The following is a 24,254-nucleotide window of genomic DNA, read 5'->3' on the forward strand; positions in this document are numbered from 1 at the left end:
ACCGTCACGCCGGGCACCTACACCTCCGCCGCCGGCACCTTCGGCATCACCGGAGAGCTCACCCTCGACGCCCTGGGGGACCCGGATGCGATCTTCATCTTCAGAACCGCCTCCACGCTCATCACCGCCTCCGCCAGCACCGTCACCCTCACCGGCGGCGCCCAGGCGCGCAACGTGTTCTGGCAGGTGGGAAGCTCGGCCACGCTGGGCACCGGCTCCGAGTTCACCGGTACCGTCCTCGCCCTGACCTCGATCACCGCCACCACCGGCGTGACCGTCAACGGCCGCCTGCTGGCCCGCAACGGCGCCGTCACCCTCGACACCAACGCCGTGACCGTCCCCACGACCCCCGGCCCCCTGTCGATCAGCGTGCCTCCGGCCGCCGATCTGGGCTCCGTGAGGGCCGGTGCGGCCGGCCTGCCGGGCGATCTCGGCGAGGTGACCGTGACCGACGACCGGGGCGACTCACCCGCCGCCTGGGTGGTGACCGTCAGCTCGACGGACTTCACCACCGGCGGGGGCGCGGGGGCCGGGACCATCCCCAGGGAGTTCATCGGCTACTCGCCGGGGCCGGTCACGCGGACGACCGGTGACGCGACCTTCACCCCCGGAGCCCCCGGCGATCTGGACCCCGCGCGTATCGCCTTCTCCGCCTCCGAGGGCAGCGGGAACAACTCGGCCACCTGGAACCCGACGATCACCGTGACGCTGCCGGTCGGGGTGGTGACCGGGATCTACACCGCCACCATCACCCACTCGGTCGCCTGACACCCCCGCCGTGACCGGGCGAGACGTCCGGAAGTGGCCGGGCGAAGACGGATGTTCACGCGGTGTCGTCATTCCGTTATGCATCATGCCCCTCGCCAGGGGCATACGCCTTGCAAGTCAATCAATGAGGAAGTGTGGACATGACAGTCACCGGCATCATCACCGCCATCGTTATTGGAGCCATCATCGGTCTTCTGGGACGACTCGTCGTACCCGGGAAGCAGAACATCCCGATCTGGCTGACCATCGTGGTCGGTATCGTCGCCGCCCTCATCGGCACCGCGATCGCCCGGGCCCTCGGGGTCTCCAACACGTCGGGCATCGACTGGATCGAGATCATCATTCAGGTGGCCGTCGCCGCCGTCGGTGTCGCCATCGTCGCCGGCATGTACGGCAGGCGCGGCGTCCGCTAGCCGGTCGGCGTACGGCGTCCGGAGAGATCCGGGCGGGTCCGTACGCGTCGGCATGCCGTGACACGCGGCGGTCCCGGCCCGCGACCGCGGGCCGGGACCGCCGACGGCGTGGACCCGGATCATCGGCCGCCGACGCCCGGCGACCCGGGGCCGCGGCGATCCCGGCCACCCCGTGCCCTCGCCGGCCCCGGTGGTCTCGACGCCCCTGTGCGGCGCCGCCGTCAGGTGCCACATTTCTCCATAGCCGCACGAATCGCGATCACCACGCCGGTCGGCCGGCGCCGGGGGCCGCTCACCGGCCCATCGGCGCGCGGACTCCGGCGACGACTCCACGGGAAGATCGTCCCCGGTCCTCGCCCCGGGTGAGACACGCTTTCCTGCCCGCCGATCCGGTATGGAGCGCGGCCGTCGACAAGGACGACCCGGACCCGGTCGAGATCGCACCGCGATGCCCGGCGCCGGACGCCCACGAGGCCGTCGAGCGCAGCTCAGGGGTGCCGAACCGTGGCATCGCCGCACAGAGCCAGCAGGGAGCCAGCAGGGAGCCCGCAGGGAGCCCGCAGGGGCCTTCCAGCTGCCCGCCGACTCAGGAAAATTCTCAGCCGGCTTGCCGCCCCGCACCGACGGCGGCCCGCAGGCGCGTCCGCCGCAGAGCCACCGAGCCTCCGGACGGCCGGAACCCCGAACGATCACTCGCGGCTGAGAACCGCACGGGACCGGCAGACCAGGCCGACCGCGTGGCGACTCTCTCAGCCATGAGCGTAATACGCGCAACCCGCACGAAAGTGATCTGCAAGCCAGACGGGATAGACATCTCCGCATGCCCGGACACGCCGCGGAACCTCGTACAAGCAAAGAAGCCCCGGCTCTTGCGGAGCGGGGCTCTCTTTCGTCACTGTGGACCCACCGATTTCATCGGTGTTTCCTGGTGGGCGAGGAGGGATTTGAACCCTCACGTCCTTTCGGACACACGGACCTGAACCGTGCGCGTCTGCCGTTCCGCCACCCGCCCTTGTTGGGTGCGGTCGAAACATTAGCACGGATCGGCCGTTACCCATGAACCCGGATACGATCCTCCTAGATGCCGAAGCGGAGCAGCTGGGTGCGAGAGAGCGAGGACCGACCGACAAGCCCCCAAGCGGCCGCGACCACATAGACGGAGGAGGGGAGGTACCCGGTGGGAGTCCTTCAGCGTTTCGAGCGGAGGCTCGAAGGCTTGGTTGAAGGTGCCTTTGCACGGGCGTTCAAATCTGACCTTCAGCCGGTAGAGGTCGCCAGTGCGGTCCAACGCGAGATGGACGAGCGGGCGGCGATCGTCGCCCAGGGGCGCACCCTGGTGCCCAACGACTTCGTGGTCGAGCTGTCCACGACCGACAGCGAACGCCTGGAGGTCTACGCCGACAGCATCAGCCTGGAGCTGGCCAACCTCGCCAGGGAGTACGCCAAGGAACAGGGCTACTCCTTCGTGGGGCCGGTCAGGGTCCGTTTCGAGATGGCCGACGACCTCGCGGTCGGCCTGTTCCGCATCCGCTCGGGCGTGATCCGCGGCGCGACGGTCGAACAGGACGAGATCCGCACCCCGGTGAGCGACGTGCCCACCGGGAACCGGCAGGCGTTCCAGGGACGCCCCCGCCTGCTGGTCTCCACCCAGGACGACCCGCAGGGCCAGCGGTCCTTCGACCTGACGACACCGGTGACCCTGCTCGGCAGGGGCACCGACTGCGATCTGCGGCTGGTCGATCCGGGCGTGTCCCGGCACCACGCCGAGCTGCGAGTGGAGGGCCCCCAGGTCGCGCTCGTCGACCTCGGCTCCACGAACGGCACCTTCGTCAACGGCCAGCCGGTGCGCCGGGTCGAGCTCCAGAACGGCACTCGTGTCACGCTGGGGCGCACGACTCTGGTTTTCCGGCGCGATTAAAGGTAAACAGACGGTCCATGTCCGAGCTCACGCTGCTGCTGATCCGGCTCGCCTTCCTCGCGGTGCTGTGGTTCTTCGTGATTGCCGCGGTCGGTGTGATCCGGACAGACTTGTTCGGGTCCCGCACGGCCGCCGCCGTCCCCGCGCGCAAGGTTCCCAAGCCGGCGAAGCCCGCGGCCAAATCCAAGAAGGGGGAGCCACGGCAGATGGTCGTCATCGGTGGCCCCCTCCAAGGCACCACCATCGATCTCACGGAGACGCCCATCACCATCGGCCGGGCGAACGACGCGACGCTGATAGTCAGCGACGACTACGCCTCCAGCCGGCACGCCCGGCTCTTCCCCCAGGACGGTCAGTGGATCGTGGAAGATCTCGGCTCCACCAACGGCACGTATCTCGACCGCTCCAAAGTCACCCGTCCGACTCCGGTGCCGCTCGGTGTTCCGATCCGCATCGGTAAGACCGTCATCGAATTGCGCAAATGACCATCGCACTCCGTTACGCCGCCCGCTCAGACGTCGGCCTCCTCCGCGAAGGCAACGAGGACTCCGCCTACGCCAGCGGCCGCCTGCTCGCCGTCGCGGACGGCATGGGCGGCCACGCACACGGCGAGGTGGCCAGCTCGGTCGCCATCGCCGCGATGTCCTCGCTCGACGTGGACGCGCAGGGGGGTGACCTGCTCAGCGCCATCGAGGCGGCGGTACGCGACGCGAACCGCAGGCTGCACGAGATGGTGGGCCGGGATCCCAGCCTCAAGGGCATGGGCACCACCCTCACCGCCATGCTCTGGTCGGGGACGCGGGTCGCCCTGGTCCACGTGGGCGACTCCCGGGCCTACCTGCTGCGCGCGGGTGAGCTCTACCAGATCACCCACGACCACACCCTGGTGCAGTCGCTGGTGGACGACGGCCGGATCACCCAGGACGAGGCCGCCACCCACCCCCAGCGGTCGATCCTGCTCCGGGCGCTCGACGGCAGCGGCGAGGTCGACCCCGACCTGTCCCTGCGCGAGGCCCAGCTCGGCGACCGCTACCTGCTCTGCTCCGACGGCCTGTCCGGGGTGGTCAGCGCGGAGACCCTGCACCACACGCTCTCCACGATCGAGGATCCCGAGGGGGTGGTGCGGGCCCTGATCGATCTGGCCAACCGGGGCGGCGGTCCCGACAACATCACCTGCGTGGTCGCCGACGTGCTGGAGGTGGACGAGGGCTTCACGTCGCGCACCGAGGCCGCCGTGGTCGGCGCCGCCGGTTCCGGGATGCCCCGGTCCGAGCCGCCGGACACCCCGGCCGGTCGTACCGCCGAGGCGGTCACCATGCCCCAGCCGGTGATCTCCGACGCCGATGACGACGACGAACCGGTCATCAGGGCCGCGGCCCGACCGGTCAGACGCCGCCGGATGTGGCCCCTGCTGGCCTCGACCGGCGGCGTCGTCGTGCTCGGGAGCGTCCTAGGCTGGTACTTCGGCAGTCAGTGGCTGGAGGACCAGTACTTCGTGGGAGCGAGGGGCGACGAGATCGTGGTTTTCCAGGGCGTGAAGACCAATCTCGGCCCCTTCGAGCTCTTCGACGTGGCCCGGAGCACCACCGAGTCGGTCACCGCCCTTGGCGCGTTCCAGCAGGGCCAGGTCCGCGACGGCATCCCGGTGGAGACGGTCGAGGCGGGTCTGAAGAAGATCGAGGAGCTCAAGACGACCGCCGCCGGAGCGGGTGGGAAGAAGCCGAGCGCGACGCCGAGCGCCTCGGCGTCCTCCGCACCCGCGAGAACCCCCGAACCCACGAGGTCACAGTAGAGACATGAGCACCCCTAGCGCCGAGCCCGTCCTGCTCCCCGCCAAACGGCGGGTGGCCCAGCTGGCCATGCTCGCGTTCGCGATCGTCATCGTGATGCTGGCGTACGCCAACGTGGGGCTGGCGCTCGACAACCAGATCCCCTCGGGGATGCTCACCTACGGCCTGGGGCTGGGCGGCCTGATGCTGGCCGCCTACCTGGTGCTGGCGAAGTTCGCGCCCTGGGCCGACCCGCTGATCCTGCCGCTGGTGACACTGGTCAACGGCATCGGCCTGGTGGTCATCTACCGGCTGGAGGCGGCCGACATGCCCGGCGCCTCGGCCTCCAACCAGCTGCTGTGGACCGCGGTCGGGGTCGTCATGTTCTCGGTGACGCTGATCGTGGTGCGTGACCACCGCGTGCTGCAGCGCCTGACCTACACCATGGGCGCGGTCGGCCTGCTCCTGCTGGTCGCGCCGCTGCTGCCCTTCATCGGCAAGGAGATCAACGGCGCCCGCATCTGGATCGGCGTCGGCGGCCTCACCCTGCAGCCCGCGGAGTTCACCAAGCTCGCGCTCGTCATCTTCTTCGCCGGTTACCTGGTCGCCAAGCGCGACGTGCTTGCCCTGGCCGGGCGGCGGCTGCTCTTCATCGACCTGCCCCGGGCCCGCGACCTGGGCCCGGTCCTCATCATCTGGGGTCTCAGCCTGAGCGTGCTGATCCTGCAGAAGGACCTCGGCTCCTCGCTGCTGATCTTCGGCACGTTCATCGCGATGCTCTACATCGCCACCCAGCGCACCTCGTGGGTGCTCATCGGCATCCTGCTCTTCGTCGGCGGCGCGGTCCTGGCGGGAATGCTCTTCAACCACGTGCAGCAGCGCTTCACGGTCTACCTCAACCCCGAGGACCCGGAGCTCTACTACCAGGTCGGCGGCAGCGGGCAGCTCATGGAGGGCCTGTTCGCCCTGGGTGAGGGCGGCATCCTCGGCACCGGTCTGGGCCAGGGCCACCCCAACCTGATCCCGCTGGCCTTCTCCGACTTCATCTTCCCCGCCGCGGGCGAGGAGCTCGGCCTGACCGGGCTGATGGCCCTGCTGATGGTCTACGCGCTGCTGGTGGAGCGCGGCCTGCGCACCTCGATCTCGGCCCGCGAGCCGTTCTCCAAGCTGCTGGCCGGTGGCCTGTCGTTCATCCTCGCCTGGCAGGTCTTCATCATCGTCGGCGGCGTGACCAACCTGATCCCGCTGACCGGCCTGGTCACGCCGTTCATGTCGCAGGGCGGCTCCGCGCTGCTGGCCAACTGGATCCTCATCGCCCTGCTCGTACGCATGTCGGACACGGCGAGGAAACCCCCGCCCCAGGCCATCCAGGACGAAGGAATGACGCAGGTGTTCCAGCGATGAACGGTCCCCTCAAGCGCGCCGCCCTCGCCTGCATGCTCATGTTCGGCCTGCTGATGATCAACGTGAACTACCTGCAGGCCGTGCGGGCCGACGACCTGCGCGACAACGCGCGCAACACCCGCAACTTCTACGCGCGGTACGAGGTCGAGCGCGGCCGGATCACCGCGGGCGACAAGGTGCTCGCCGAGTCCGTCAAGACCGGCGACACCGAGTTCCCCTTCAGCCGGCGCTACCCCGAGGGCAAGGTCTACGCACCCGTCACCGGGTTCTTCGCCCCCGAGAGCGCGAGCGACATCGAGCGGGCGAAGGACAAGCTGCTCGACGGCACCAGCCCGAGCCTGCTGATCCGGCGCAGCATCGACCTGTTCACCGCCCAGCAGTCCAAGGGTGCCAACGTCGACCTGACGATCAACCCCAGGGCGCAGGAGGCGGCCTACAAGGCGCTGGGCGACAGCGGCAAGAAGGGCGCGCTGGTCGCGATCGAGCCGAAGACCGGGGCGATCCTCGCGATGGTCTCGATCCCCACCTACGACCCGAACCCGCTCGCCAAGCCCGACAAGGAGGCGGTCAACGCCGCCTACGAAAAGCTGGCCGAGAAGGACGACAGGCCGCTGGAGAACCGGGCGATCAGCCGCACCTACCCGCCGGGGTCGACCTTCAAGGTGGTCACCATGGCGGCGTACCTGGAGAGCGACGACACCCTGGGCCCCGACAGCCAGGTCGACGCCCCGCAGGTGCTCGACCTGCCCGACACCACCGCCGACCTGCCCAACTACGGCGGGGCGGCGTGCGGCGCCGGGCGCGTGACGCTCTCGTTCGCGCTGGAGAAGTCCTGCAACACCCCGTTCGGCAAGATCGCCATGGAGCTGGGCTACGACGCGCTGGCCGAGCAGGCGCGCAAGTTCGGCATCAACGGCGACCCGCTGCAGATCCCCATGGCGGTCGCGCCCAGCAACATCGGCCGCGAGGAGGACAAGGCGGCCCTCGCCCAGGCCTCCATCGGCCAGCGCGACAACCAGATGACCCCGCTGCAGATGGCCATGATCGCCGCCGGGATCGCCAACAACGGCGTGGTCATGAAGCCGTACCTGGTGGAGAAGATCGCGGACGCCGAGGGCGGCCAGGTCGAGAGCGCCGACCAGGACGTGCTCTCCACCGCGATGAGCGAGGACAACGCGCGCAAGCTCCAGGAGATGATGGTCAACGTCGTCGACAAGGGCACCGCGAGCGCCGCGCAGATCCCGGGCGTGAAGGTCGGCGGCAAGACCGGCACCGCCGAGACCTCCCAGGGCCGCGACCCGCACGCCTGGTTCATCTCCTTCGCCCCGGCCGAGGACCCCCAGGTCGCCGTCGCGCTGATCGTGGAGTCCGGAAGCGCCGGCAGCGACGCCTCCGGTGGCCAGACGGCCGCTCCGATCGCCAAGAGGGTGATGGAAGCGGTGCTGGGTAGATGACCGCGTTGCTCGGGGGCCGGTACCGCCCGCTGGGGCGTATCGCGTCGGGCGGCATGGGTGAGGTGTGGCGGGCCGAGGACGAGCTCCTCGGCCGCGAGGTCGCGGTGAAGCTGCTGCGCGCGCACGTGGCCGAGGACCCGGAGTTCCGCAGGCGGTTCCGCTCGGAGGCGCGCATCGCGGCCGGGCTCTCCGACCCGGGCGTCGCGCAGGTCTTCGACTACGGCGAGGCCGAGGGCGTCGCCTACCTGGTCATGGAGCTGGTGCCCGGCCAGTCGCTGGCGGGCATCCTCAAGCGGGACGGCAGGCTGACCCCGGAGATCACCCTCGACGTGGTCCACCAGACCGCCAGGGCGCTGCACGCGGCGCACAGCGGCGGGATCATCCACCGGGACATCAAGCCGGGCAACATCCTGGTGACCGAGACCGGTGTGATAAAGATCACAGATTTCGGCATCGCCCGAGTGCTGGAGGCGGCTCCGGTCACGCAGACCGGCATGCTGCTGGGCACCGTCCAGTACGTCAGCCCGGAACAGGTCTCCGGCGACCCGCTGACGCCCGCCACCGACATCTACTCGCTCGGCGTGGTCGCCTACGAGTGCCTGGCGGGGCGCGCGCCGTTCGTCGCCGAAACCCAGGTGGCGGTCGCCCTGATGCACATCGGCGAGCCGCCGCCCCCGCTTCCCGACGACGTGCCGACGATGGTCCGTGACCTGGTGATGGCGTGCCTGTCCAAGGACCCGGCGCGGCGCCCGGCGGGCGCCAGGGAGCTGTCGGAGCGGGCGGACGTGCTGCTCGACGCGCTCACCGCCTCCGGCGCCACCGGGCTGGGCACGCTCACCGACCCGGCCGGCTGGCGGGCCGAGCCCGCCACCGAGTGGCCGCGGGAGGTCGTCTCGTCGCCGGACCCCGCGGGGACCCCACCCGCGCCCCCCGGCGCGTACCGGGAGACGGGCGGGGAGGCCGGAACCGCCGGGGGGCGGGGCGGCACCGGCGACGTGCGACCGGGCGCGTGGCGGCCGGGCACCACACCGCAGGCCCCGCCGTCCGCCGTGCCGCCCGCCGTGCCGCCGACCCTGCCGCCCGTCGCACCGCCCACCGTGCCGCCCTCCGGGCCGGCGCGGAACGCCGGGCGCGGCAGGCGCAGGACGACGATGATCGCCGCCGCCGTGGCGGGGTGCGCCGCCGCGGTCGGCCTGGGCACGCTGGCCGCCCGCGAGCTGGGGGACCGGCCCGGTGACGGTGATCCGGCAAGGCCCGTCGTACGGTCGAGCCCGGCCACCGAGACGCCCACCGCGCGGCCGGGCAGGAGCAGTCCCCCGGCGAGCAGACCGCCGATCCCACCGACGAAGTCGAGCCGTCCGGCGGTCACGCCGTCGGCTACGGTAAGCACATCGGCCACGCCCACGGCACGGCCGAGTACGTCGCCACCGTCCAGCCCGAGCCCGACGACTCCCACCGCCACGCCCACCGCCCCGACGGCGACACCGAGTCCAGAACCCAGTGCGACTCCAGACCCCGGCGACACGGACCCGCCGAATGAGGAGACGTGATGCGGCAACGGGTCGATGATGGACACCGGTGGCCCAAGAGCTCACCGGCACCCAAGATGAACGGTAAGGGACAGTGCAGGAAATGACTCAGCCCCGACGCCTCGGCGATCGCTACGAGCTTGACGGCGTCGTCGGGCGTGGCGGCATGGCCGAGGTCTATCGCGCCCGAGACATCCGGCTGGATCGGATCGTCGCCATCAAGACCCTCCGCGCGGACCTGGCCAGGGACCACATCTTCCAGGCGCGTTTCCGCAGGGAGGCGCAGTCCGCCGCGTCGCTGAACCACCCGTCCATCGTCGCGGTCTACGACACCGGCGAGGACGTCTCCGAGGGCGCGCCGGTGCCCTACATCGTGATGGAGTACGTGGACGGCCGGACCCTGCGCGACCTGCTGCGCGCCGACCGGCGGCTGCTGCCCGAGCGCGCCGCCGAGCTGGTCGACGGCATCCTGCGCGCGCTGGACTACAGCCACCGCGGCGGCATCGTCCACCGTGACATCAAGCCGGCGAACATCATGATCACGCGCAACGGCGACGTCAAGGTCATGGACTTCGGCATCGCCCGCGCGATGGCCGACTCGGCCGCGACCATGACGCAGACCGCCCAGGTGATCGGGACCGCCCAGTACCTCTCGCCGGAGCAGGCCAGGGGCGAGCGGGTCGACGCCCGCAGCGACCTCTACTCCACCGGCTGCGTGCTGTACGAACTGCTGACCGGGCAGCCGCCCTTCACCGGTGACTCGCCCGTCGCGATCGCCTACCAGCACGTGCGCGAGGACCCGATCCCGCCGTCGCAGATCGACCCCGACATCCCCCCGTGGGCCGACGCCATCGTGCTCAAGGCGATGGCCAAGGACCCGGCGCACCGCTACCAGAGCGCCGGGGACATGCGGGCCGACATCCAGCGGGCGATGTCCGGCATCCCCACGGACGCCCAGACGATGACCATGGCCGCCGGGAACACCACCGCCTACAACCCGGCGACGCGGACCATGCAGGCCCCGCCCCCCGGCGGCCCCGCCACCCAGCGCACCACGGCCGTCCCGGCGTACGAGTACGGCACCGAGACGGGCCGGCCCGCCGGCGAGCGCGGACGGCGCCGCCAGCAACCCGGCGGCAACACCGCGGTCAAGACCGCCGCGTGGATCCTCATCCCGCTGCTGGTCATCGGCGCGTTCATCGGCGTGGGGTACATATTCCTCTCGCCGGACACCGCCACCGTCAGCGGCAAGGTGAAGATCCCCCCGCTGGCCTCGCAGAACGCGGAGGCGGCGGCCAAGACGCTCAGCGGCCTCGATCTGAAGGTGAAGACGGTCGAGGAGTTCGACGAGGAGGTCCCCAAGGGCGTCGTGATCGAGACCGACCCGGCGGCCGACACCGAGGTCGACAAGGGCGCCGAGGTGACCCTCAAGGTCTCCAAGGGCGCCGAGAAGATCGAGGTGCCCGACGTGATCGGCAAGACCGCCGAGGAGGCCCGGACCATCCTCGAGGAGGCCGGTTTCGATCCCGTCCTGCAGACCAAGGCCTCCAGCCGTAAGCAGGGCATCGTCTTCGAGACCGTGCCGGAGGCGGGCAAGAAGCACAACAAGGGCGAGAGCGTCCGGATCTACGTGCCCAAGGAGGCCGTGGAGGTGCCGTCGGTGACGAACCTCACCGTCAAGGACGCCAAGGACATGCTCAAGCAGCTCGGCTTCAAGTCGAAGGTCGTGACGCAGCCGAGTGACCTGCCCAAGGACACCGTGATCAGTCAGTCCCCCGAGCCCGGCAGCAAGTACCAGCCCGGCACGACGATCACGCTGGTGGTCTCCAGCGGCGAGGCGCCCCAGCCGACCGAGCAGCCGACCCAGCCGTCGGACGAGCCGACCGTCCCCGACGAGCCGACCGACCCGGACCCGAACCCGGAGCCCACGGAGACCGACGACGGCACGATCTTCGACGAGGCACCGCAGGACGGGAACTGACCCCTCGGGCCGGGGGACGAGAAGGGCTCCCGGCCCGGAGACGAGAAAGAGTCCTTCCGCCACTCGGGGGCGATGGCGGAAGGACTCTCACTGGTCAATCGTCCAGCGGTGGGCCCGCGTTACACCAATCTTCCGAGCCAGTTCCCGAGCAGCCGGTGACCGTGCTCGGAGATCACCGACTCGGGGTGGAACTGCACGCCCTCGACCGGTGCGGTGCGATGCCGTAACCCCATGATCACGCCGTCCTCGGTGACGGCGGTGACCTCGAGCGTCCGGGGGACCGTCCCGGCGAGCACCGTCAGCGAGTGGTAGCGCGTCATCGTCGCCGGCGAGGGCAGTCCGGCGAAGACGCCGCGTCCGTCGTGCGTGACCGCGCTGGTACGGCCGTGCATGGGCTCGGGAGCCCGCGTGACGGTCGCGCCGTGGGCGACGGCGATGGCCTGATGTCCCAGGCAGACGCCGAGCAGCGGGATGCCGCGGGCCTCGCAGTGACCGACCAGCGGGACGCTCACCCCCGCGTCCTCGGGCGTGCCGGGGCCGGGACTGATCAGGACCCCGTCGAAACCGGAGGCGTCCTCGACCGACACCCGGTCGCGCGGGCGCACGTCACAGACGGCGCCGAGCTGCCGGAGGTACTGCACGATGGTGTGGACGAAGCTGTCGTGGTTGTCGACGACGAGGACGCGGCTCATGGGCCCGCGACGGTCGGGTCGAGGGAGATGCGGGGTTCGATCCAGGGGAACACGACATACCAGAGTACGACCGTGGCCAGCCCGACCAGCACCACGGCGGTGAAAACCTTGGTCGCGAGGCTTCCGGGGAGCACCCGCCAGATCCATCCGTACATGAGACTCCTCGTCCGGTCCTTCGGGTACGCCGCTCCTCGCGGGTACGCCTTTCCTCACGGGTATGCCGTCCTTCGATCCGGGCGGGATCGTCGGGTCCGCCCGGGGCCGTCGGGTCCACTCGGGGGCCGTCGGATCCGTCCGGGGAACGCCGGATCCACTCCCGCCCCCGTCCGGGCCGGCCGGCTCACCGGGCTCACCGGGGTCACTCGGGGCGTTCACGGCGGCCCCGGCGCTCGTCCAGCTCTCCGAAGACGATCAGGCGCTGGGCCGCCGAGTACTCCGGGTGGCAGGTGGCGAGCGTGATCACCGCCTTGGTCGGCTTCCGCCCCGGCCGTCCGGGAACCGGCGCGATCACGTCCACCTCGGTGGGCTCGACGACCCGCTTGCCGGTGACGCGGTAGGTGTAGCGGGCCTCACGGGTGTCCACCACCAGGGGATCTCCCGGCTGAAGCTCGTCGAGGCGGTTGAACGGCGCCGCATAGGTCGTCCGATGGCCAGAAAGGACGAAATTACCGACTTTTCCTGGCATCGCGGTCCCGGGGTAGTGGCCCGGTCCCATCCGCAGCCGGTCCGGGTCGACGCCCTCCACGACGGCGTACCGGTAGTCGCCGCCCAGCCGGGGGATCCTCAGCATCGCCACCGCCCCGCCCAGCCTGATCGGGCCGAGACCGGCCTTCTCCTTCTGGACGAGTTCCCGCTGCAGCAGCAACTGCTGCCCGGCGGTGTAGGAACCGGTGCCCCACAGGAGGTAGGCGCAGAAGAGCAGGACGATCAGGCCCGCGGTGACGCTCAGGTCGCTCACGGCCCTCAGCATGGCTCTCATGGGGGCAGGGTATTCACGGCGATACCGCGCCGGCGGCGCCTGATCGCCGCCTCTGTGCAACATTTGCCACAGGATGGTGCCCCGCGGAATCGCCATCGCCCGTGCGCGCGGACTATCCTTACACGGAACTTCACCCACCAGCGACCACGCTGACCGACACGGCCTGCGCACGATCCGGATCGCGCAGGATTGACGCAGGAGAAGAACCCCAGTGCCCAAGCCCAAGACGCGCAAGAAGCCGGTCTACACCCCGCCGCAGGCCTCCCAGCAGGTCAAGATCAGTCCGCGCTGGCTGGCACCGGTCATGGTGACCTGCTGGATCGTCGGCATCCTGTGGATCGCCATCTACTACGTGGTCCCCACCGCGCCCCTGTTCGGCACCCTGCAGAACTGGAACCTGCTGGTCGGATTCGCCTTCATCATCTTCGGCGTGATCCTTTCGACCCGCTGGCGTTGACGTTTTCCACAGGCGCCGTCCACACCCTGGGGAAGCATCAGGGTGTGGATCTACCCCAGGAGCCCGAGCCTGGCGTTCACGGCGAACGGCGGTAGCACCAGCACCAGCGCCACCAGGACGACCAGGATCGCCACGCATCCACCCCACTGGACCGCGTTGCGGTTCCTGCTCGGGGCGAAGGCGAGGACGGCGGCCACCACGGTGCCGGTGACCAGGCCGCCGAGGTGTCCCTGCCAGCTGATGCCCGGGATCACGAAGGTGAGAACGGTGTTGATGCCGATCAGCCAGAGCACGCCGCGGACGTCGTAGCCGAGCTTCCTGCCGAGCACGAACATCGCGCCGAACAGGCCGTAGATCGCGCCGGACGCCCCGACCGCCGAGAGGCCGAACAGGTAGATCGCGACGGACCCGCCGAGCGCGGAGAGCAGGTAGAGGGTCAGGAACCTGGCCGCCCCCAGTCGCCTCTCCAGCTCCGGGCCGAGGGCGTACAGGGCCCACATGTTGAACAGGATGTGGGTCAGCCCCAGCCCCCCCGACGTCATCGGCTGGTGGAGGAAGGCACCCGTGACCAGCCTCCACCACTCGCCGTAGTAGGCGACCATGCCGGAGTTCATCGCGAAGGTGCTCAGCACCAAGTCGGTGCGCGCGAGCTCCGCGGCGTAGGCCAGGAGGTTGATGATCAGCAGCGCCCAGGTGACCCTGGGCGTGGTGACCGCCTTGCCGCCGAAGACGGCCTGCGCCTGGCGCATGCCCCTGCTGCCCTCGGCCACGCACTCGGGGCACTGGAAGCCCACCGAGGCGTCGCGCATGCAGTCGGGGCAGATGGGACGTTCACAGCGCTGGCAGCGGACGTAGGTCTCGCGTCCCGGGTGACGGTAACAGGTCGGGACGACGGTGCCGGGCTCGTCGGACGGCTGGGTGGTCATGATGCGTGGCTGGCCCCTTCGAGCGGTGTGTCGTCCACAGACTGCCAGCCTATTCACGATCGCGCGCCCTCGCGCACCCCTCGGTCACGACCGGGCCGCATTCCCGAGAACGCCCCGGAGGACCCGGATCCACCGGCGTCCGGCCCCTGACCCCTGGCTCTTGGCCCGGGAAACCTCCCGAAGGCCCCCGGAGACGCGAAGGTCCCGGAAACGCGAAGGTCCCCGGAAACGCGGACGGCGGCCTCCGAGGAGGCCGCCGAACGGGCGATCCGCGCCGTACGCGCCCGGGGGCCGTGGATCCGGCTCCGTCGCGCGCGGGCGGAGGATCAGCCCTGTACGCGCTCGATGGTCACCGACTCCAGCACCACCGGCTCGGTGGGGCGGTCGCGGGCGTCGGTCTCGGTCTTGGCGATGGCGTCGATGACCTCCTGGCCCTCGATCACCTCGCCGAAGATGGTGTGCTTGCCGTTCAGGTGCGGCGTGGGCACCACGGTGACGAAGAACTGCGAGCCGTTGGTGCCGCGGCCGCCCTGGATGCCGGCGTTGGCCATGGCGAGCAGGTACGGGCGGTTGAAGAAGAGGTCCGGGTGGATCTCGTCGTCGAACTTGTAGCCGGGGCCGCCGACGCCCTGGCCCAGGGGGTCGCCGCCCTGGATCATGAAGCCGGAGATGACACGGTGGAAGACCGTGCCGTCGTACAGCCTGGCGGTGGACTTCTCGCCGGTCTCCGGGTGCACCCACTCGCGGGTGCCCTCGGCGAGCTCGACGAAGTTGCGCACGGTCTTGGGCGCGTGGTCCGGGAAGAGCTGGACCTTCACGCCACCGCGGTTGGTATTGAGGTTCGCGATCAACTTCTCAGCCATGATCGGACTGCCCCCTTCAGGTCGTTCAGGTCGTTGGCAATGCCTGTGCAACGTATTGCTTTTGTGACGCTTTGACGATTTCGGCCGCAACCGCAGGCCCGCAACCATCCTCCCATGGGCCGTCATGATTGAGCCGCCTTCGAGCGGGAAGGGGTGGCGGCGGGGCCCCAACGAATGGGGAGGTTGATTGTGCCTCTAGCAGTGTTTGGAAAGCGCCAGATGAAGATCGTGGCACCGGAAAGGTCGCTGCGCCACGTGAAGGCTCAGGCTGCCCGCGCAGCGGACCGGGTCGGCCCGATGGCCGACCAGGCCCGCGAAGCGGCGAGCCACGCCCGCGACGTGGCCGGCGAAAAGATGATCGTCGCCCGCGGGTGGGCGGCGCCGAGGCTCGACGCCGCGGCGCACTCGATCGAGGAGCAGCTCGCGCCGAGGATCAGCGCCGCGCTGACCCAGGCCGCCGCGAAGATCGATCCCACTCCCGCGAAGTCCAGGAAGTGGCCGGTGGTCCTGCTGGTCGCGGGCGTCGCGATCGGAGCGGCGGGTTACGCGATGTACCGGCGGAACGCCGACCAGTGGGCGGACACGCTCAAGGACAGCGCCTCCGACGCGTCCCAGTGGGTCGGGCAGAAGACGGAGGCGGCGGCCGGCGCGGTCTCCGAGGTGAAGAACGACACCACCTCGAAGACCGGCGAGACCGGCGGCACGGCCGACTCCAGGGCGGAGCACACCTCCAAGACACAGCCCTGACGGTCGGCGTACGCCGGAGAACGAACGCGGCGTACGGCACTTGCCGGGCGTACGGCCCGCACCATCACGATGGTGCGGGCCGTACGTCTGCGCGAAGGCCCGTCCGGTGGCGTTCCCGCGCGACGCCCTCTCCGGTGGCACGTCCGCGCGGCGCCCGTCACCGCGGTGCGCCCGCGCGGCGGCCGGTCCGGCCGTTGACCGATTAACCAAGCGCTTGTTAGATCGGGGTTCCCGAGGCAGAAGGAGCCCCGATGACCCTGTCACCCCTCGACGATCACCCCGTCCACCAGTCGCCCGAGGTGATGCGGCACGTCGCGACCTCGGACCGCAACTTCTACGACCGCTACTACTTCAACTGCCACGCCGGCTCCGACGAGCTGATGCTCATCGTCGGTCTCGGCCAGTACCCCAACCTGGGGGTCACCGACGCGTTCGCCTGCGTGCGGTACCGGGACCTGCACCGGGTGGTCCGGGCCTCGCGCGAGCTCGGCGTCGACCGGATGGACACGCGCGTCGGGCCGTTCAGGGTCGAGGTGATCGAGGGGCTCCGGCGGCTGCGGGTGGTGCTCGACCCCACCGAGCACGGCCTCTCCTTCGACCTCCTGTGGGAGGGCACGATCCCGGCCACGCTGGAACCCCGGCACTTCGTACGCCGGCAGGAGCGCGTGGTCTTCGACTCCTCCCGGCTGGCCCAGACCGGCCGGTGGACGGGACACATCACGATCGGCGACGAGCGCGTCGAGGTCACCCCCGACCGCTGGCAGGGCAGCCGCGACCGCTCCTGGGGCGTCCGCCCGGTCGGCGAACCCGAACCCCCCGGCATCCAGGCGCGCGACGCGGGCACCTTCTACTGGCTCTACACCCCGGTGCGGTTCGACGACCACGCCATCCTGTGCATCGTCCAGGAGGACGAGAAGGGCCGCCGGGTGCTGGAGGAGGCGGTGCGGGTGTGGGGCTTCGGGTCCGCGCGCGAGGGCGAGGAGGAGTACCTCGGGCGTCCCGAGTACCGCCCGGTCTACCGGGACGGCACCCGGGACGTGCGCGAGGCCGTGATCTCCTTCGCGCCGCCGGGCGGGAGGCCCTTCGACATGCGGTGCGTCCCGCTCCTGCCGGTGCACCTGATGGTGGGCACCGGGTACGGCCTGGAGGCGGACTGGAGGCACGGCATGTACCAGGGCCCCGGCCCGGTGGTCCAGGGCGTCACCCACACGCTCCCCGGGGACGCCGCCGTCATGTGGGGGCTGGTCGACGCCGTCGGCCGCTTCGAGTACGAGGGCAACGTCGGTCACGGCCTCTACGAGTACTGGGCCCTGGGCCCGCACCCGAGCTTCCCCGGGGGCTGATCCCCGGCCCCCGCCCCCTTCCGCGCCGTCCGGCGCCTCCGCCGTGGACCCGCGGGCCCCGGACCCGGGACCCGGGACGTGGGACGTGGGACCCGGGACGTGGGTTCGCAGGCCTACCGGTTCCGGCGGGTCCACGGACACGGGCCGCGGGCCGGCCGGGTCACTCCCGCACGGATCTCACCGGCCGGCCCGCGGGGTCTCTCTCCGGAGTCAGCCCCCGTGGCCCTCCGGACGTCCGCGCGGGCTCACCTCTCCTTGACGCAGGTGACGAGCGGTTTGCCGCCTTCGAGGGTGACCTTGGTCTCGGCCCTCGTGGTCGTGGCGCCACCGTTCCCCCCGGGAACGGGCACCGCCTCGGAGATCACGAGATGCCCCTCCTCCCCGGGTGCTCCGGCCTCGTCCCGCTCGGGCAGGGCCAGGCTTACCCTGTCCGGCCGCGCGTCCTTCCCCGCGGGATCGGCCTCCTCCGGACGGACCGCGACCGTGACATCGGTGTCCCCGGACCCGGCCTTCGCCTCTCCCGCCCTCCGCTCGCCCGTCTTCGGGGCGACCCGGACGGCCGCGTCCTTCCGAGGTCCGGGGGCGCCGCCCGCCTCGGCCCCGGACGGGACGGCGGGGACGGCGGGGACGGTGGAGGTCTTCCCGTCCTTCTCCATCTTCTCCATCTCGTCCCGGGTGAACGTCCGTACCCTCACGGCCACCTGGCCGCCTCCCTCGCAGGCGAAGACGACGACGTCGTCCTTCGGGGACGGCGTGCCGTCGGCGTTGGCGGCCCCGGTGAGCGTGCCCATGAGGGCTCCCGTCGTCACCAGGGCGGTGGCGAGCACACGGATGCGCATGGTTTCTCCTTGTCGGGTGGTCGAGCGGGTCTGGAGATCACAGGTTCCCTGCCGTCACCTGAGCCCAGGCTGAAGGTCCCGGAAAGCGTCTTCAGGTTGGCTTTAGGCGTCGTACGGCACGCTGATCGGTATGCGTGTGCTGCTGGTCGAGGACGAGAAACGCCTGGCGCGTCTGCTCAAGGAGGGACTGGCGGGTGAGGGCTTCGCCGTCGACGTCGCCCACGACGGCCGCGACGGGCTGTGGATGGCGACCGAGAACCCGTACGACGTGATCGTGCTCGACGTCATGCTGCCCCGGATGAACGGGTACACCGTCTGCGCCAGGCTCCGCGACGCGGAGAACTGGACGCCGATCCTCGTGCTCACCGCCAAGGACGGCGTGCACGACGAGGCCGAGGCGCTGGACACCGGGGCGGACGACTTCCTGTCCAAGCCCTTCTCCTACGTGGTGCTGCTGGCCAGGCTGCGCGCGCTGGTGCGGCGGGGCGGCACGGCCAGACCGGCGTCCATCACGGTCGGCGACCTGACGGTGGACCCCGCGGGGCTGCGCTGCCGCCGGGGGGAGGTGGACATCCCGCTCACCCCCAAGGAGTTCGCGGTCCTGCACGGCCTGGCGCGCAGGCAGGGCGAGGTGGTCTCCAAGCGGGAACTGCTGGCCCAGGCCTGGGACTTCTCCTACGACGGCGATCCGAACATCGTGGAGGTCTACGTCAGCGCGCTCCGCCGCAAGATCGATTCACCGTTCGGCCGCTCCTCGCTGTTGACCGTGCGCGGCGCCGGTTACCGGCTGGAGGCCTGAGATGACCTCGCGCCTGTCGGTACGGCTCCGGGCCACGCTCGCCGCCACGGCCATCGTCGCGGTCGCGCTCGGTGTGGCCGCGGCGGTGCTCGTCGGGGTGCTGAACGGGAGCCTGACCCGCAGTGCCGCCGGCGAGGCCGCCCGCCGTGCCGGGGCCACCGCCGACGTGCTCACCGCCGGCGCCGCGCGGGACGGCCTCGTGGTGAGCGGTACCACCAGGTCCGGTGAGCCGGCCGTCCTCGATCCCGACGTCAAGATCTTCGCCAGAACCGTGTCGCCGGACCGCGCCCTCTCCACCCGGGCGCCGGACGGCGCCCCGGCGCCCGGGAGGGGCCCCGGAGCACCGCGGACGAGAGCCGGGGAGCGCACCGGGGCGCCCCACGCGAGGACCGGGCAGGACACCGGGCCGTCGCACGCGAAGGCCAGGACCGTCACGACCTTCGTCGAGAGCGCGACCCCGGCCGGGACGGACGAGATGACGCGATGGGCGCCCGGCGAGTCCTTCACCCTGGCCACGGTGCCGGTGGACACCGCCGACGGCGTGGTGGTCGTGCAGGCCAGGGCGTCGCTGGAGGCCGCCGACGACGCCCTGCGGAGCCTGCGCGGCCTGCTGGTCCCCGGCATTCCCGCGCTGCTCCTGCTGGTGGCCGTCCTCACCTGGCTGGCCGTCGGCCGGGCGCTCGCGCCGGTCTCGGCCATCCGCGCCGAGATGGCCGACATCACCGCCAGCGACCTGCACCGGCGGGTCCCGGTGCCACGGGCACGCGACGAGATCGCCCGCCTCGCCGAGACCATGAACCGTACGCTCGACCGGCTCGAGGTCGCGGTCGGGCGGCACAGGCGCTTCGTCGCCGACGCGGCCCACGAACTGCGCAGCCCGCTGGCCGTCCTGCGGACCCGCCTGGAACTGGCCCCGCCGGGACCGCCCGCGGACGAGGCGCTGACCGACGTGGAACGGATCCAGGCGCTCACCTCCGACCTGCTGCTGCTCGCCAGGCTGGACGCCGGCGAGCCCGCCCGCACCGAGGAGGTGGACGTCGGGCAGGTCACCGCCGAGGAGGCGGCCCGGGCGCGGCCCAGGCCGGAGGTCGAGGTCAGGATGGAGGTGGCGGCCGACGCGGTCGTGCTCGGATCCGCCGGGCAGCTGCGCCGTCTGGTCGCCAACCTGGTGGACAACGCCGTGCGCCACGCGGACGCGACGGTCGTCGTCCGGCTGACCGCCGACGGGGACGAGGTGGTGCTCGACGTCCGCGACGACGGTCCGGGCATCCCCGCCGAGCACCACGAGGCGATCTTCGACCGGTTCACCCGCCTGGACGAGGCCAGGGACAGGGACGCGGGCGGGTCCGGCCTCGGGCTGGCCATCGCCAGGGACATCGCGGTACGGCACGGCGGCGTCCTGCGCGTGGTCGCCGGACCCCCCGGGGCGTGGCTCCAGGCCCGGTTCCCGGCGACGGGACCGGGCCTGTCACGTCGGCGCGAGCCGCCTTCCTCCCCCGCGGCGGGACCGTCCGCGGGGGACGCCCGTGCCGGCCGCGCGATCGTCCCGCCGGCGTGAGCCTTCTTCCGCCACCCTCGCGGCGCGGCCCGCGGGGTTCAGAGCGGGCGCGCGGGGCACCCCAGCTCGTCGCCGATCAGCCGGAGCGCTTCGGCGAATCCCCGCCGGGTGTCCCTCCGGAACCCGACGAAGAAGCGGTTGGCGAGCGGGACGCCCCATCGCCACCGGGTCGCCACGTTGCGCACCCGGTGGGTGAGAAGGGTGCCCCGGGGGTGCGGTGCGACGGTGTACTCGCCGCGGTACCACCAGCCGCCCTGGAAGGCGATGGTGTCCACGCCCTCCCGGCCGTTACCGCCGCTCCCGCTCACCTCGACGGTCATGGCGTGTGCCGGTGTGCCGAGGGTGAACCGCTCCGGTCCGCCCGAGACGACGCCGCCGTGCGCGGTGAGCAGCCAGAGGTTGTCCGGGCCGACCGGGCCGGGACGCACGGCCAGCACCAGCCGTCCCACCCGGTCGGGCGGGGCCTCGACGACCCCGGCCGCCTCGAACAGCGGGGCGGGCCTCACGGCGAGGTCCTGCGGGTGTTCTGGAAGGCGGTGAACCTCCAGGCGTCGTCGTGTACGGCGACCAGGGTGACGATCGAGTCCCGGGCCGGGTCGGGCGGGGCGTCGGCTCCCGTCACGGAACCGGTGAAGATCACCACGGCGACGTCGGGCCGTACCCGCCTGATGTCGGCCCCGTCCCTTCCCGCGGGGTCGCCCGTCAGGCGCGAGCCCTTGAGCGGTCCCTCGAACAGGGCGCGGTGCGCCTCGACGACGGCCGGGCGGCCGGTCAGGCGGAGCCCGAAGAAGGTGACGTAGTCGGCGTCCTCGGTGAACAGCTCGCCGTAGGCGTCGGCGTCGCCCGCGTTCCAGGCCTCGGTCAGGCGTCCGAGCAGGTCGCGGATCTCGGCGTCGGCGGACGCGGGCGTCGGTGTGGGGGTGGACATGGGTCTTCTCCTCGCGATGGGCGAGGGGCCTATCCTTGGAGTTCAGGAGTCCGGGACGGCCGCCTCGCGGTCGGTTCGGTGCTTTCTCCGCCGGCCGGGTGTTGGCGCACCCGGCCGGCGCTCACGGCCGCCGGTCGGCGGCCCTCTCGTTCGCGTGCGGTCCTACGGTCCTTTCGTCCGCGTGCGGGCCACGGCCCTTCCGGTCATGGGCGGCCGGAGGTCGGTCTTCCGGTCGTGCGCGGCCGGGGTCCGGCCCTCGGGCCGCGTACGGCCGGGGTCCGGCCCTCCGGTCGTGGGCGGCCGTGGGGTCATGCCGGTTCCGCGTCCACGCCGGTCCGGCCGAGCAGCTCGCGGTTGCCGGCGTCGCCCCAGGTGACCTCGCCCGACTCCAGCCGGGCCAGCAGGCGGCGTACCCAGCCGAGCTCGGCCGTGCGCAGGGCGTGCTCGTACTCGACCTCCAGCAGCAGGACGGGCGGAAGCCCTCCCTCGGTCAGCCCGCGCAGGCTCTCGGCGGCCGTGACCACCTTCCCCTCCAGGGTGGCGGCCCGGCCGCGCAGCGCCCGTTCCACCTCGGCCGGGGGAAGGCACCCCGCCATGGAGAGCGCCGCGACGAAGACGAGGCCGTCCGGCCCCACCTCCTCCAGCGACCGGCGCAGGCGGGTGGCGAGCTCCGCCCTGCCCTCGCCGGTCAGCTCGTAGACGGTGCGCTCGGGCCGCCGTCCCTCCCTGCCGGTGTGCGCGGGCACGATCAGCTCGTCCCTGACCAGCCGGTCGACCGCGTGGTAGAGGCTGCGCGGCAGGCCGGTCAGGTAGTCCTTGTGCGTGTCCACCACGAACCGGTGCATCTCATAGGGATGGCTCGGCCTGACCGAGAGCAGCGCGAGCACGGTCAACCCGGCCAGATCCGCTCCCCGTGCCATGACCGCCCCGTCGTCTCGTTAGTGCAAATTTCCTTATGGCAATCCGCACTATAGCGACATGCGCGTGAGCCGTACAAGACATGATCTCGTACGGCTCATGCGGGGCCGGCCGGCCCGTGGGGACGGGTCAGCGGGTGGTGAAGACCGGTTCCCAGCTCTTGCCCGCCACCTCGCTGTTCTCCCGGTAGCCGGACAGGGGGACGGCCTCGCCGCCGTTCAGGCCGACCAGGATCAGCCGGTTGCGGAACTCACCGCCCACGCAGTCGTCGTCGCCCTTCGTCTCGCAGGCCCACACGATGAGACGCTCGTCGTCCGCCCACGCCACGGACTGCTCGATCCAGTACCCGGGGGCGGAGTTGAACGGGACCGTACCCCCCGTGGTCAGGTCCTGGACGCCGACGATCGCGCTCCGGTCGGGACTCTGGACGGCCAGACGCCTGCCGTCCGGCGAGAGTCCGGCCTCCTGGTAGGTGTCGGCCTCCTTGGACGGCGCGGCCCGGGCGTTGCCCCGAAGGTCGTAGTACCTCTTCACCGGGGACCCGCTGGAACTGTGCTCCCAGACGAGCGTGCCGTCGTCCGCCCAGGAGAGGTCGTTGCGGGTCGCCATCTCGTCGGGGTGCTGCGGCAGGCCCTGGAAGGTGGACCGGCCTTCGGCGAGGTCGACGACGGTGAAGCCGACGCGGCTGGGGGCCGACGTCCGCCGCCCGCCGTCCTCCATGACGTAGGACTCGTCGGGGTTGGCGGAGTAGTTCGTGAGCAGCAGCCTGCTCGCGTCCGGCGACCAGTACACGGACGCGGCGGGACGGTCCAGGGCGATCCAGCGGACCTCGGTCCCGCGCCCGGTGAGAACCCCCACCCGGTTCGCGGGGACCTTCTCCAGGAACGCCGCGGCCCTTCCCCCCCTGGCGACGTCGAGCCAGGCCCACGGGGTGGGCTCGTAGCGGCCCAGATCCCGGTCGTAGCGGTGCCAGGTCATCTTCCTGACCTGGCGGTCCTCGGAGATCTTCTCCTCGGCCCAGGTGTAGTAGGAGTAGGCCGCCGTGGTGCCCGCGGCCATCAGGGTCTTCGGCGGCGAGGAGTCCGGGTCCGCGGCGGTCTCGGTGGACGGGTCCGGCTCGGCGACCACCACGGTGATCGCCCCCCTGTCGTCCCGCGGCGCGTCCCGCTGGATCAGGGCCGGGACGGTGACCGCCGCCGCGACGAGGCTCGCGGTCGCCCCCGCGACCACCGCGAACGTCCGCAGCCGGGTCCGGCCGCGCCGCCGGAGCACCGATCCGGCCAGGTCGCCGGCCGGTACCGGAGCCTGTTCCGACCACTCCCTGAGGGTCTGCCTCACCAGTTCGTCGATGGTCATCTCGTCACTTCCCCGAAGATCGTGTACGGCTCCTTCAACTCGGGTGCGAGGACGCGCAGGCGGGCCAGGGAACGGTGGGTGGTGCTGCGGACGGTGCCGACCGAGCAGCCGAGGATTCCGGCCACCTCGGCCTCCGGGAGGTCCTCGTAGTAGCGCAGCACCAGTACCGTCCGCTGCCGGGGCGTGAGCCTGGCCAGGGCGCCGCGCATGACGATGCGCAGGTCCGTTCCTCGCGTGCCGTCCTCCAGGGCTCCCTCCGGCGGGTCGGCGACCACGGTCTCGCCGCGCCGTCGCCACCACGACACCTGCTGGCGGTACATCACCTGCCGCACGTACGCCTCGGGCGTCTCCACCCGTTTCCATCTGGCGACCGTTTTGACCAGCGCGGTCTGCAGCAGGTCCTCCGCCGCGTGCTGGTCGCCTCCGGTCAGCAGGAAGGCCAGGCGCATCAGCGCGGGAGAGCGCGCCGAGACGAACTCGCGGAAACGTCGCTCCTCTGCGGCGTCCACGATCACCTCCACTTCGCGTTGTCCTCCTGTAGACGCGCCGGGACGCCCGCCGCTATGCCTCCATGCGGACACGGTTTCTTCACGGACGAGGTTCATCACGGACG

25 protein-coding genes and 1 tRNA gene are annotated in these 24,254 nt (G+C 71.3%); 14 read left to right on the forward strand and 12 right to left on the reverse strand.

What is annotated here, in order from left to right; translation table 11 throughout:
• Both AB0G16_RS04150 and AB0G16_RS04155 read left to right on the forward strand, forming a co-directional pair.
• On the forward strand, positions 1-768 hold a 768-nt coding region (locus AB0G16_RS04150), incomplete at its 5' end, for an ice-binding family protein (protein WP_362798303.1).
• A 140-nt stretch (positions 769-908) separates the two neighbouring features.
• Positions 909-1,181, forward strand: a complete 273-nt coding sequence (locus AB0G16_RS04155) for a GlsB/YeaQ/YmgE family stress response membrane protein (protein WP_362798306.1) — start codon at positions 909-911, stop codon at positions 1,179-1,181.
• Positions 1,182-2,107: 926 nt separating this feature from the next.
• Here AB0G16_RS04155 and AB0G16_RS04160 read toward each other — a convergent pair.
• Positions 2,108-2,193 (reverse strand) — tRNA-Leu (locus tag AB0G16_RS04160).
• Positions 2,194-2,358: 165 nt separating this feature from the next.
• Here AB0G16_RS04160 and AB0G16_RS04165 point away from each other — a divergent pair.
• From AB0G16_RS04165 to pknB, 7 genes are all read left to right on the forward strand, one after another.
• On the forward strand, positions 2,359-3,099 hold the full coding sequence (locus AB0G16_RS04165; RefSeq protein WP_362798309.1) for a DUF3662 and FHA domain-containing protein: 741 nt from the start codon (positions 2,359-2,361) through the stop codon (positions 3,097-3,099).
• 17 nt (positions 3,100-3,116) lie between these two features.
• Positions 3,117-3,584, forward strand: coding sequence for an FHA domain-containing protein (locus AB0G16_RS04170; RefSeq protein ID WP_362798312.1), 468 nt, complete (start codon positions 3,117-3,119; stop codon positions 3,582-3,584).
• On the forward strand, positions 3,581-4,891 hold the full coding sequence (locus tag AB0G16_RS04175) for a PP2C family serine/threonine-protein phosphatase (protein ID WP_362798315.1): 1,311 nt from the start codon (positions 3,581-3,583) through the stop codon (positions 4,889-4,891). The genes AB0G16_RS04170 and AB0G16_RS04175 overlap by 4 nt, the downstream gene beginning before the upstream one ends.
• A gap of 4 nt (positions 4,892-4,895) precedes the next feature.
• Positions 4,896-6,272, forward strand: coding sequence for an FtsW/RodA/SpoVE family cell cycle protein (locus AB0G16_RS04180; RefSeq protein WP_362798318.1), 1,377 nt, complete (start codon positions 4,896-4,898; stop codon positions 6,270-6,272).
• Positions 6,269-7,726 (forward strand): penicillin-binding protein 2, encoded by a 1,458-nt coding sequence (locus tag AB0G16_RS04185; RefSeq protein WP_362798321.1) that lies wholly within the window; start codon positions 6,269-6,271, stop codon positions 7,724-7,726. Before AB0G16_RS04180 ends, AB0G16_RS04185 begins: the two co-directional genes overlap by 4 nt.
• On the forward strand, positions 7,723-9,276 hold the full coding sequence (locus AB0G16_RS04190) for a serine/threonine-protein kinase (RefSeq protein WP_362798324.1): 1,554 nt from the start codon (positions 7,723-7,725) through the stop codon (positions 9,274-9,276). Before AB0G16_RS04185 ends, AB0G16_RS04190 begins: the two co-directional genes overlap by 4 nt.
• An 82-nt stretch (positions 9,277-9,358) precedes the next feature.
• Positions 9,359-11,236, forward strand: a complete 1,878-nt coding sequence (gene pknB, locus AB0G16_RS04195) for a Stk1 family PASTA domain-containing Ser/Thr kinase (protein WP_362798327.1) — start codon at positions 9,359-9,361, stop codon at positions 11,234-11,236.
• Positions 11,237-11,355: 119 nt separating this feature from the next.
• On the opposite strand, the gene AB0G16_RS04200 is transcribed toward pknB, so the two are convergent.
• The 3 genes from AB0G16_RS04200 to AB0G16_RS04210 form a co-directional block, all read right to left on the reverse strand.
• Complete coding sequence (locus tag AB0G16_RS04200) at positions 11,356-11,928, reverse strand: gamma-glutamyl-gamma-aminobutyrate hydrolase family protein (RefSeq protein ID WP_362798330.1); 573 nt, start codon at positions 11,926-11,928, stop codon at positions 11,356-11,358.
• Positions 11,925-12,083: a hypothetical protein gene (locus AB0G16_RS04205; protein ID WP_362798333.1), complete on the reverse strand. Its 159-nt coding sequence runs from the start codon at positions 12,081-12,083 to the stop codon at positions 11,925-11,927. The genes AB0G16_RS04200 and AB0G16_RS04205 overlap by 4 nt, the downstream gene beginning before the upstream one ends.
• A 203-nt stretch (positions 12,084-12,286) precedes the next feature.
• Positions 12,287-12,907, reverse strand: coding sequence for a class E sortase (locus tag AB0G16_RS04210; protein WP_362798336.1), 621 nt, complete (start codon positions 12,905-12,907; stop codon positions 12,287-12,289).
• Positions 12,908-13,118: 211 nt separating this feature from the next.
• On the opposite strand from AB0G16_RS04210, the gene AB0G16_RS04215 reads away from it, so the two are divergent.
• Positions 13,119-13,364, forward strand: a complete 246-nt coding sequence (locus tag AB0G16_RS04215; protein ID WP_362798339.1) for a cell division protein CrgA — start codon at positions 13,119-13,121, stop codon at positions 13,362-13,364.
• Between the two features lie 50 nt (positions 13,365-13,414).
• On the opposite strand, the gene AB0G16_RS04220 is transcribed toward AB0G16_RS04215, so the two are convergent.
• Both AB0G16_RS04220 and AB0G16_RS04225 read right to left on the reverse strand, forming a co-directional pair.
• Positions 13,415-14,290 carry a rhomboid family intramembrane serine protease gene (locus tag AB0G16_RS04220; protein WP_362798342.1) on the reverse strand — a complete coding sequence of 292 codons (876 nt, stop codon included), beginning with the start codon at positions 14,288-14,290 and terminating at the stop codon, positions 13,415-13,417.
• A gap of 326 nt (positions 14,291-14,616) precedes the next feature.
• A complete protein-coding gene (locus AB0G16_RS04225) occupies positions 14,617-15,153 on the reverse strand; it encodes a peptidylprolyl isomerase (protein ID WP_362798345.1) in 537 nt (178 codons plus the stop codon).
• Between the two features lie 219 nt (positions 15,154-15,372).
• Here AB0G16_RS04225 and AB0G16_RS04230 point away from each other — a divergent pair, with 219 nt between their 5' ends.
• Positions 15,373-15,900, forward strand: coding sequence for a hypothetical protein (locus AB0G16_RS04230; RefSeq protein ID WP_362798348.1), 528 nt, complete (start codon positions 15,373-15,375; stop codon positions 15,898-15,900).
• Between the two features lie 251 nt (positions 15,901-16,151).
• Positions 16,152-17,243 carry a hypothetical protein gene (locus AB0G16_RS04235; RefSeq protein WP_362798351.1) on the forward strand — a complete coding sequence of 364 codons (1,092 nt, stop codon included), beginning with the start codon at positions 16,152-16,154 and terminating at the stop codon, positions 17,241-17,243.
• A gap of 245 nt (positions 17,244-17,488) precedes the next feature.
• Here the strand turns inward: AB0G16_RS04235 and AB0G16_RS04240 are convergent, their stop codons facing one another.
• A complete protein-coding gene (locus tag AB0G16_RS04240; RefSeq protein ID WP_362798354.1) occupies positions 17,489-18,082 on the reverse strand; it encodes a hypothetical protein in 594 nt (197 codons plus the stop codon).
• 130 nt (positions 18,083-18,212) lie between these two features.
• Here AB0G16_RS04240 and AB0G16_RS04245 point away from each other — a divergent pair, with 130 nt between their 5' ends.
• The gene (locus AB0G16_RS04245; protein ID WP_362798357.1) at positions 18,213-18,881 is read left to right on the forward strand and encodes a response regulator transcription factor; all 669 of its coding nucleotides are present in this window, start codon (positions 18,213-18,215) and stop codon (positions 18,879-18,881) included.
• Between the two features lies 1 nt (position 18,882).
• On the forward strand, positions 18,883-20,439 hold the full coding sequence (locus tag AB0G16_RS04250; RefSeq protein WP_362798359.1) for a HAMP domain-containing sensor histidine kinase: 1,557 nt from the start codon (positions 18,883-18,885) through the stop codon (positions 20,437-20,439).
• A 38-nt stretch (positions 20,440-20,477) separates the two neighbouring features.
• Here AB0G16_RS04250 and AB0G16_RS04255 read toward each other — a convergent pair whose 3' ends face one another.
• The 5 genes from AB0G16_RS04255 to AB0G16_RS04275 all read right to left on the reverse strand — a co-directional run bounded on the left by AB0G16_RS04255 (position 20,478) and on the right by AB0G16_RS04275 (position 24,150).
• Positions 20,478-20,945, reverse strand: coding sequence for a hypothetical protein (locus AB0G16_RS04255; protein WP_362798362.1), 468 nt, complete (start codon positions 20,943-20,945; stop codon positions 20,478-20,480).
• Positions 20,942-21,367, reverse strand: coding sequence for an SgcJ/EcaC family oxidoreductase (locus tag AB0G16_RS04260; RefSeq protein WP_362798365.1), 426 nt, complete (start codon positions 21,365-21,367; stop codon positions 20,942-20,944). The genes AB0G16_RS04255 and AB0G16_RS04260 overlap by 4 nt, the downstream gene beginning before the upstream one ends.
• Positions 21,368-21,675: 308 nt before the next feature.
• Entirely contained in the window at positions 21,676-22,287 is a 612-nt protein-coding gene (locus tag AB0G16_RS04265) for a PadR family transcriptional regulator (protein ID WP_362798367.1), read from the reverse strand.
• Between the two features lie 127 nt (positions 22,288-22,414).
• On the reverse strand, positions 22,415-23,641 hold the full coding sequence (locus AB0G16_RS04270) for a hypothetical protein (protein WP_362798370.1): 1,227 nt from the start codon (positions 23,639-23,641) through the stop codon (positions 22,415-22,417).
• Complete coding sequence (locus AB0G16_RS04275; protein ID WP_362798372.1) at positions 23,638-24,150, reverse strand: SigE family RNA polymerase sigma factor; 513 nt, start codon at positions 24,148-24,150, stop codon at positions 23,638-23,640. The genes AB0G16_RS04270 and AB0G16_RS04275 overlap by 4 nt, the downstream gene beginning before the upstream one ends.
• Positions 24,151-24,254: the final 104 nt, after the last annotated feature.

The sequence above is a fragment of the Streptosporangium sp. NPDC023615 genome, from assembly GCF_040640155.1.
GTDB lineage: Bacteria > Actinomycetota > Actinomycetes > Streptosporangiales > Streptosporangiaceae > Streptosporangium.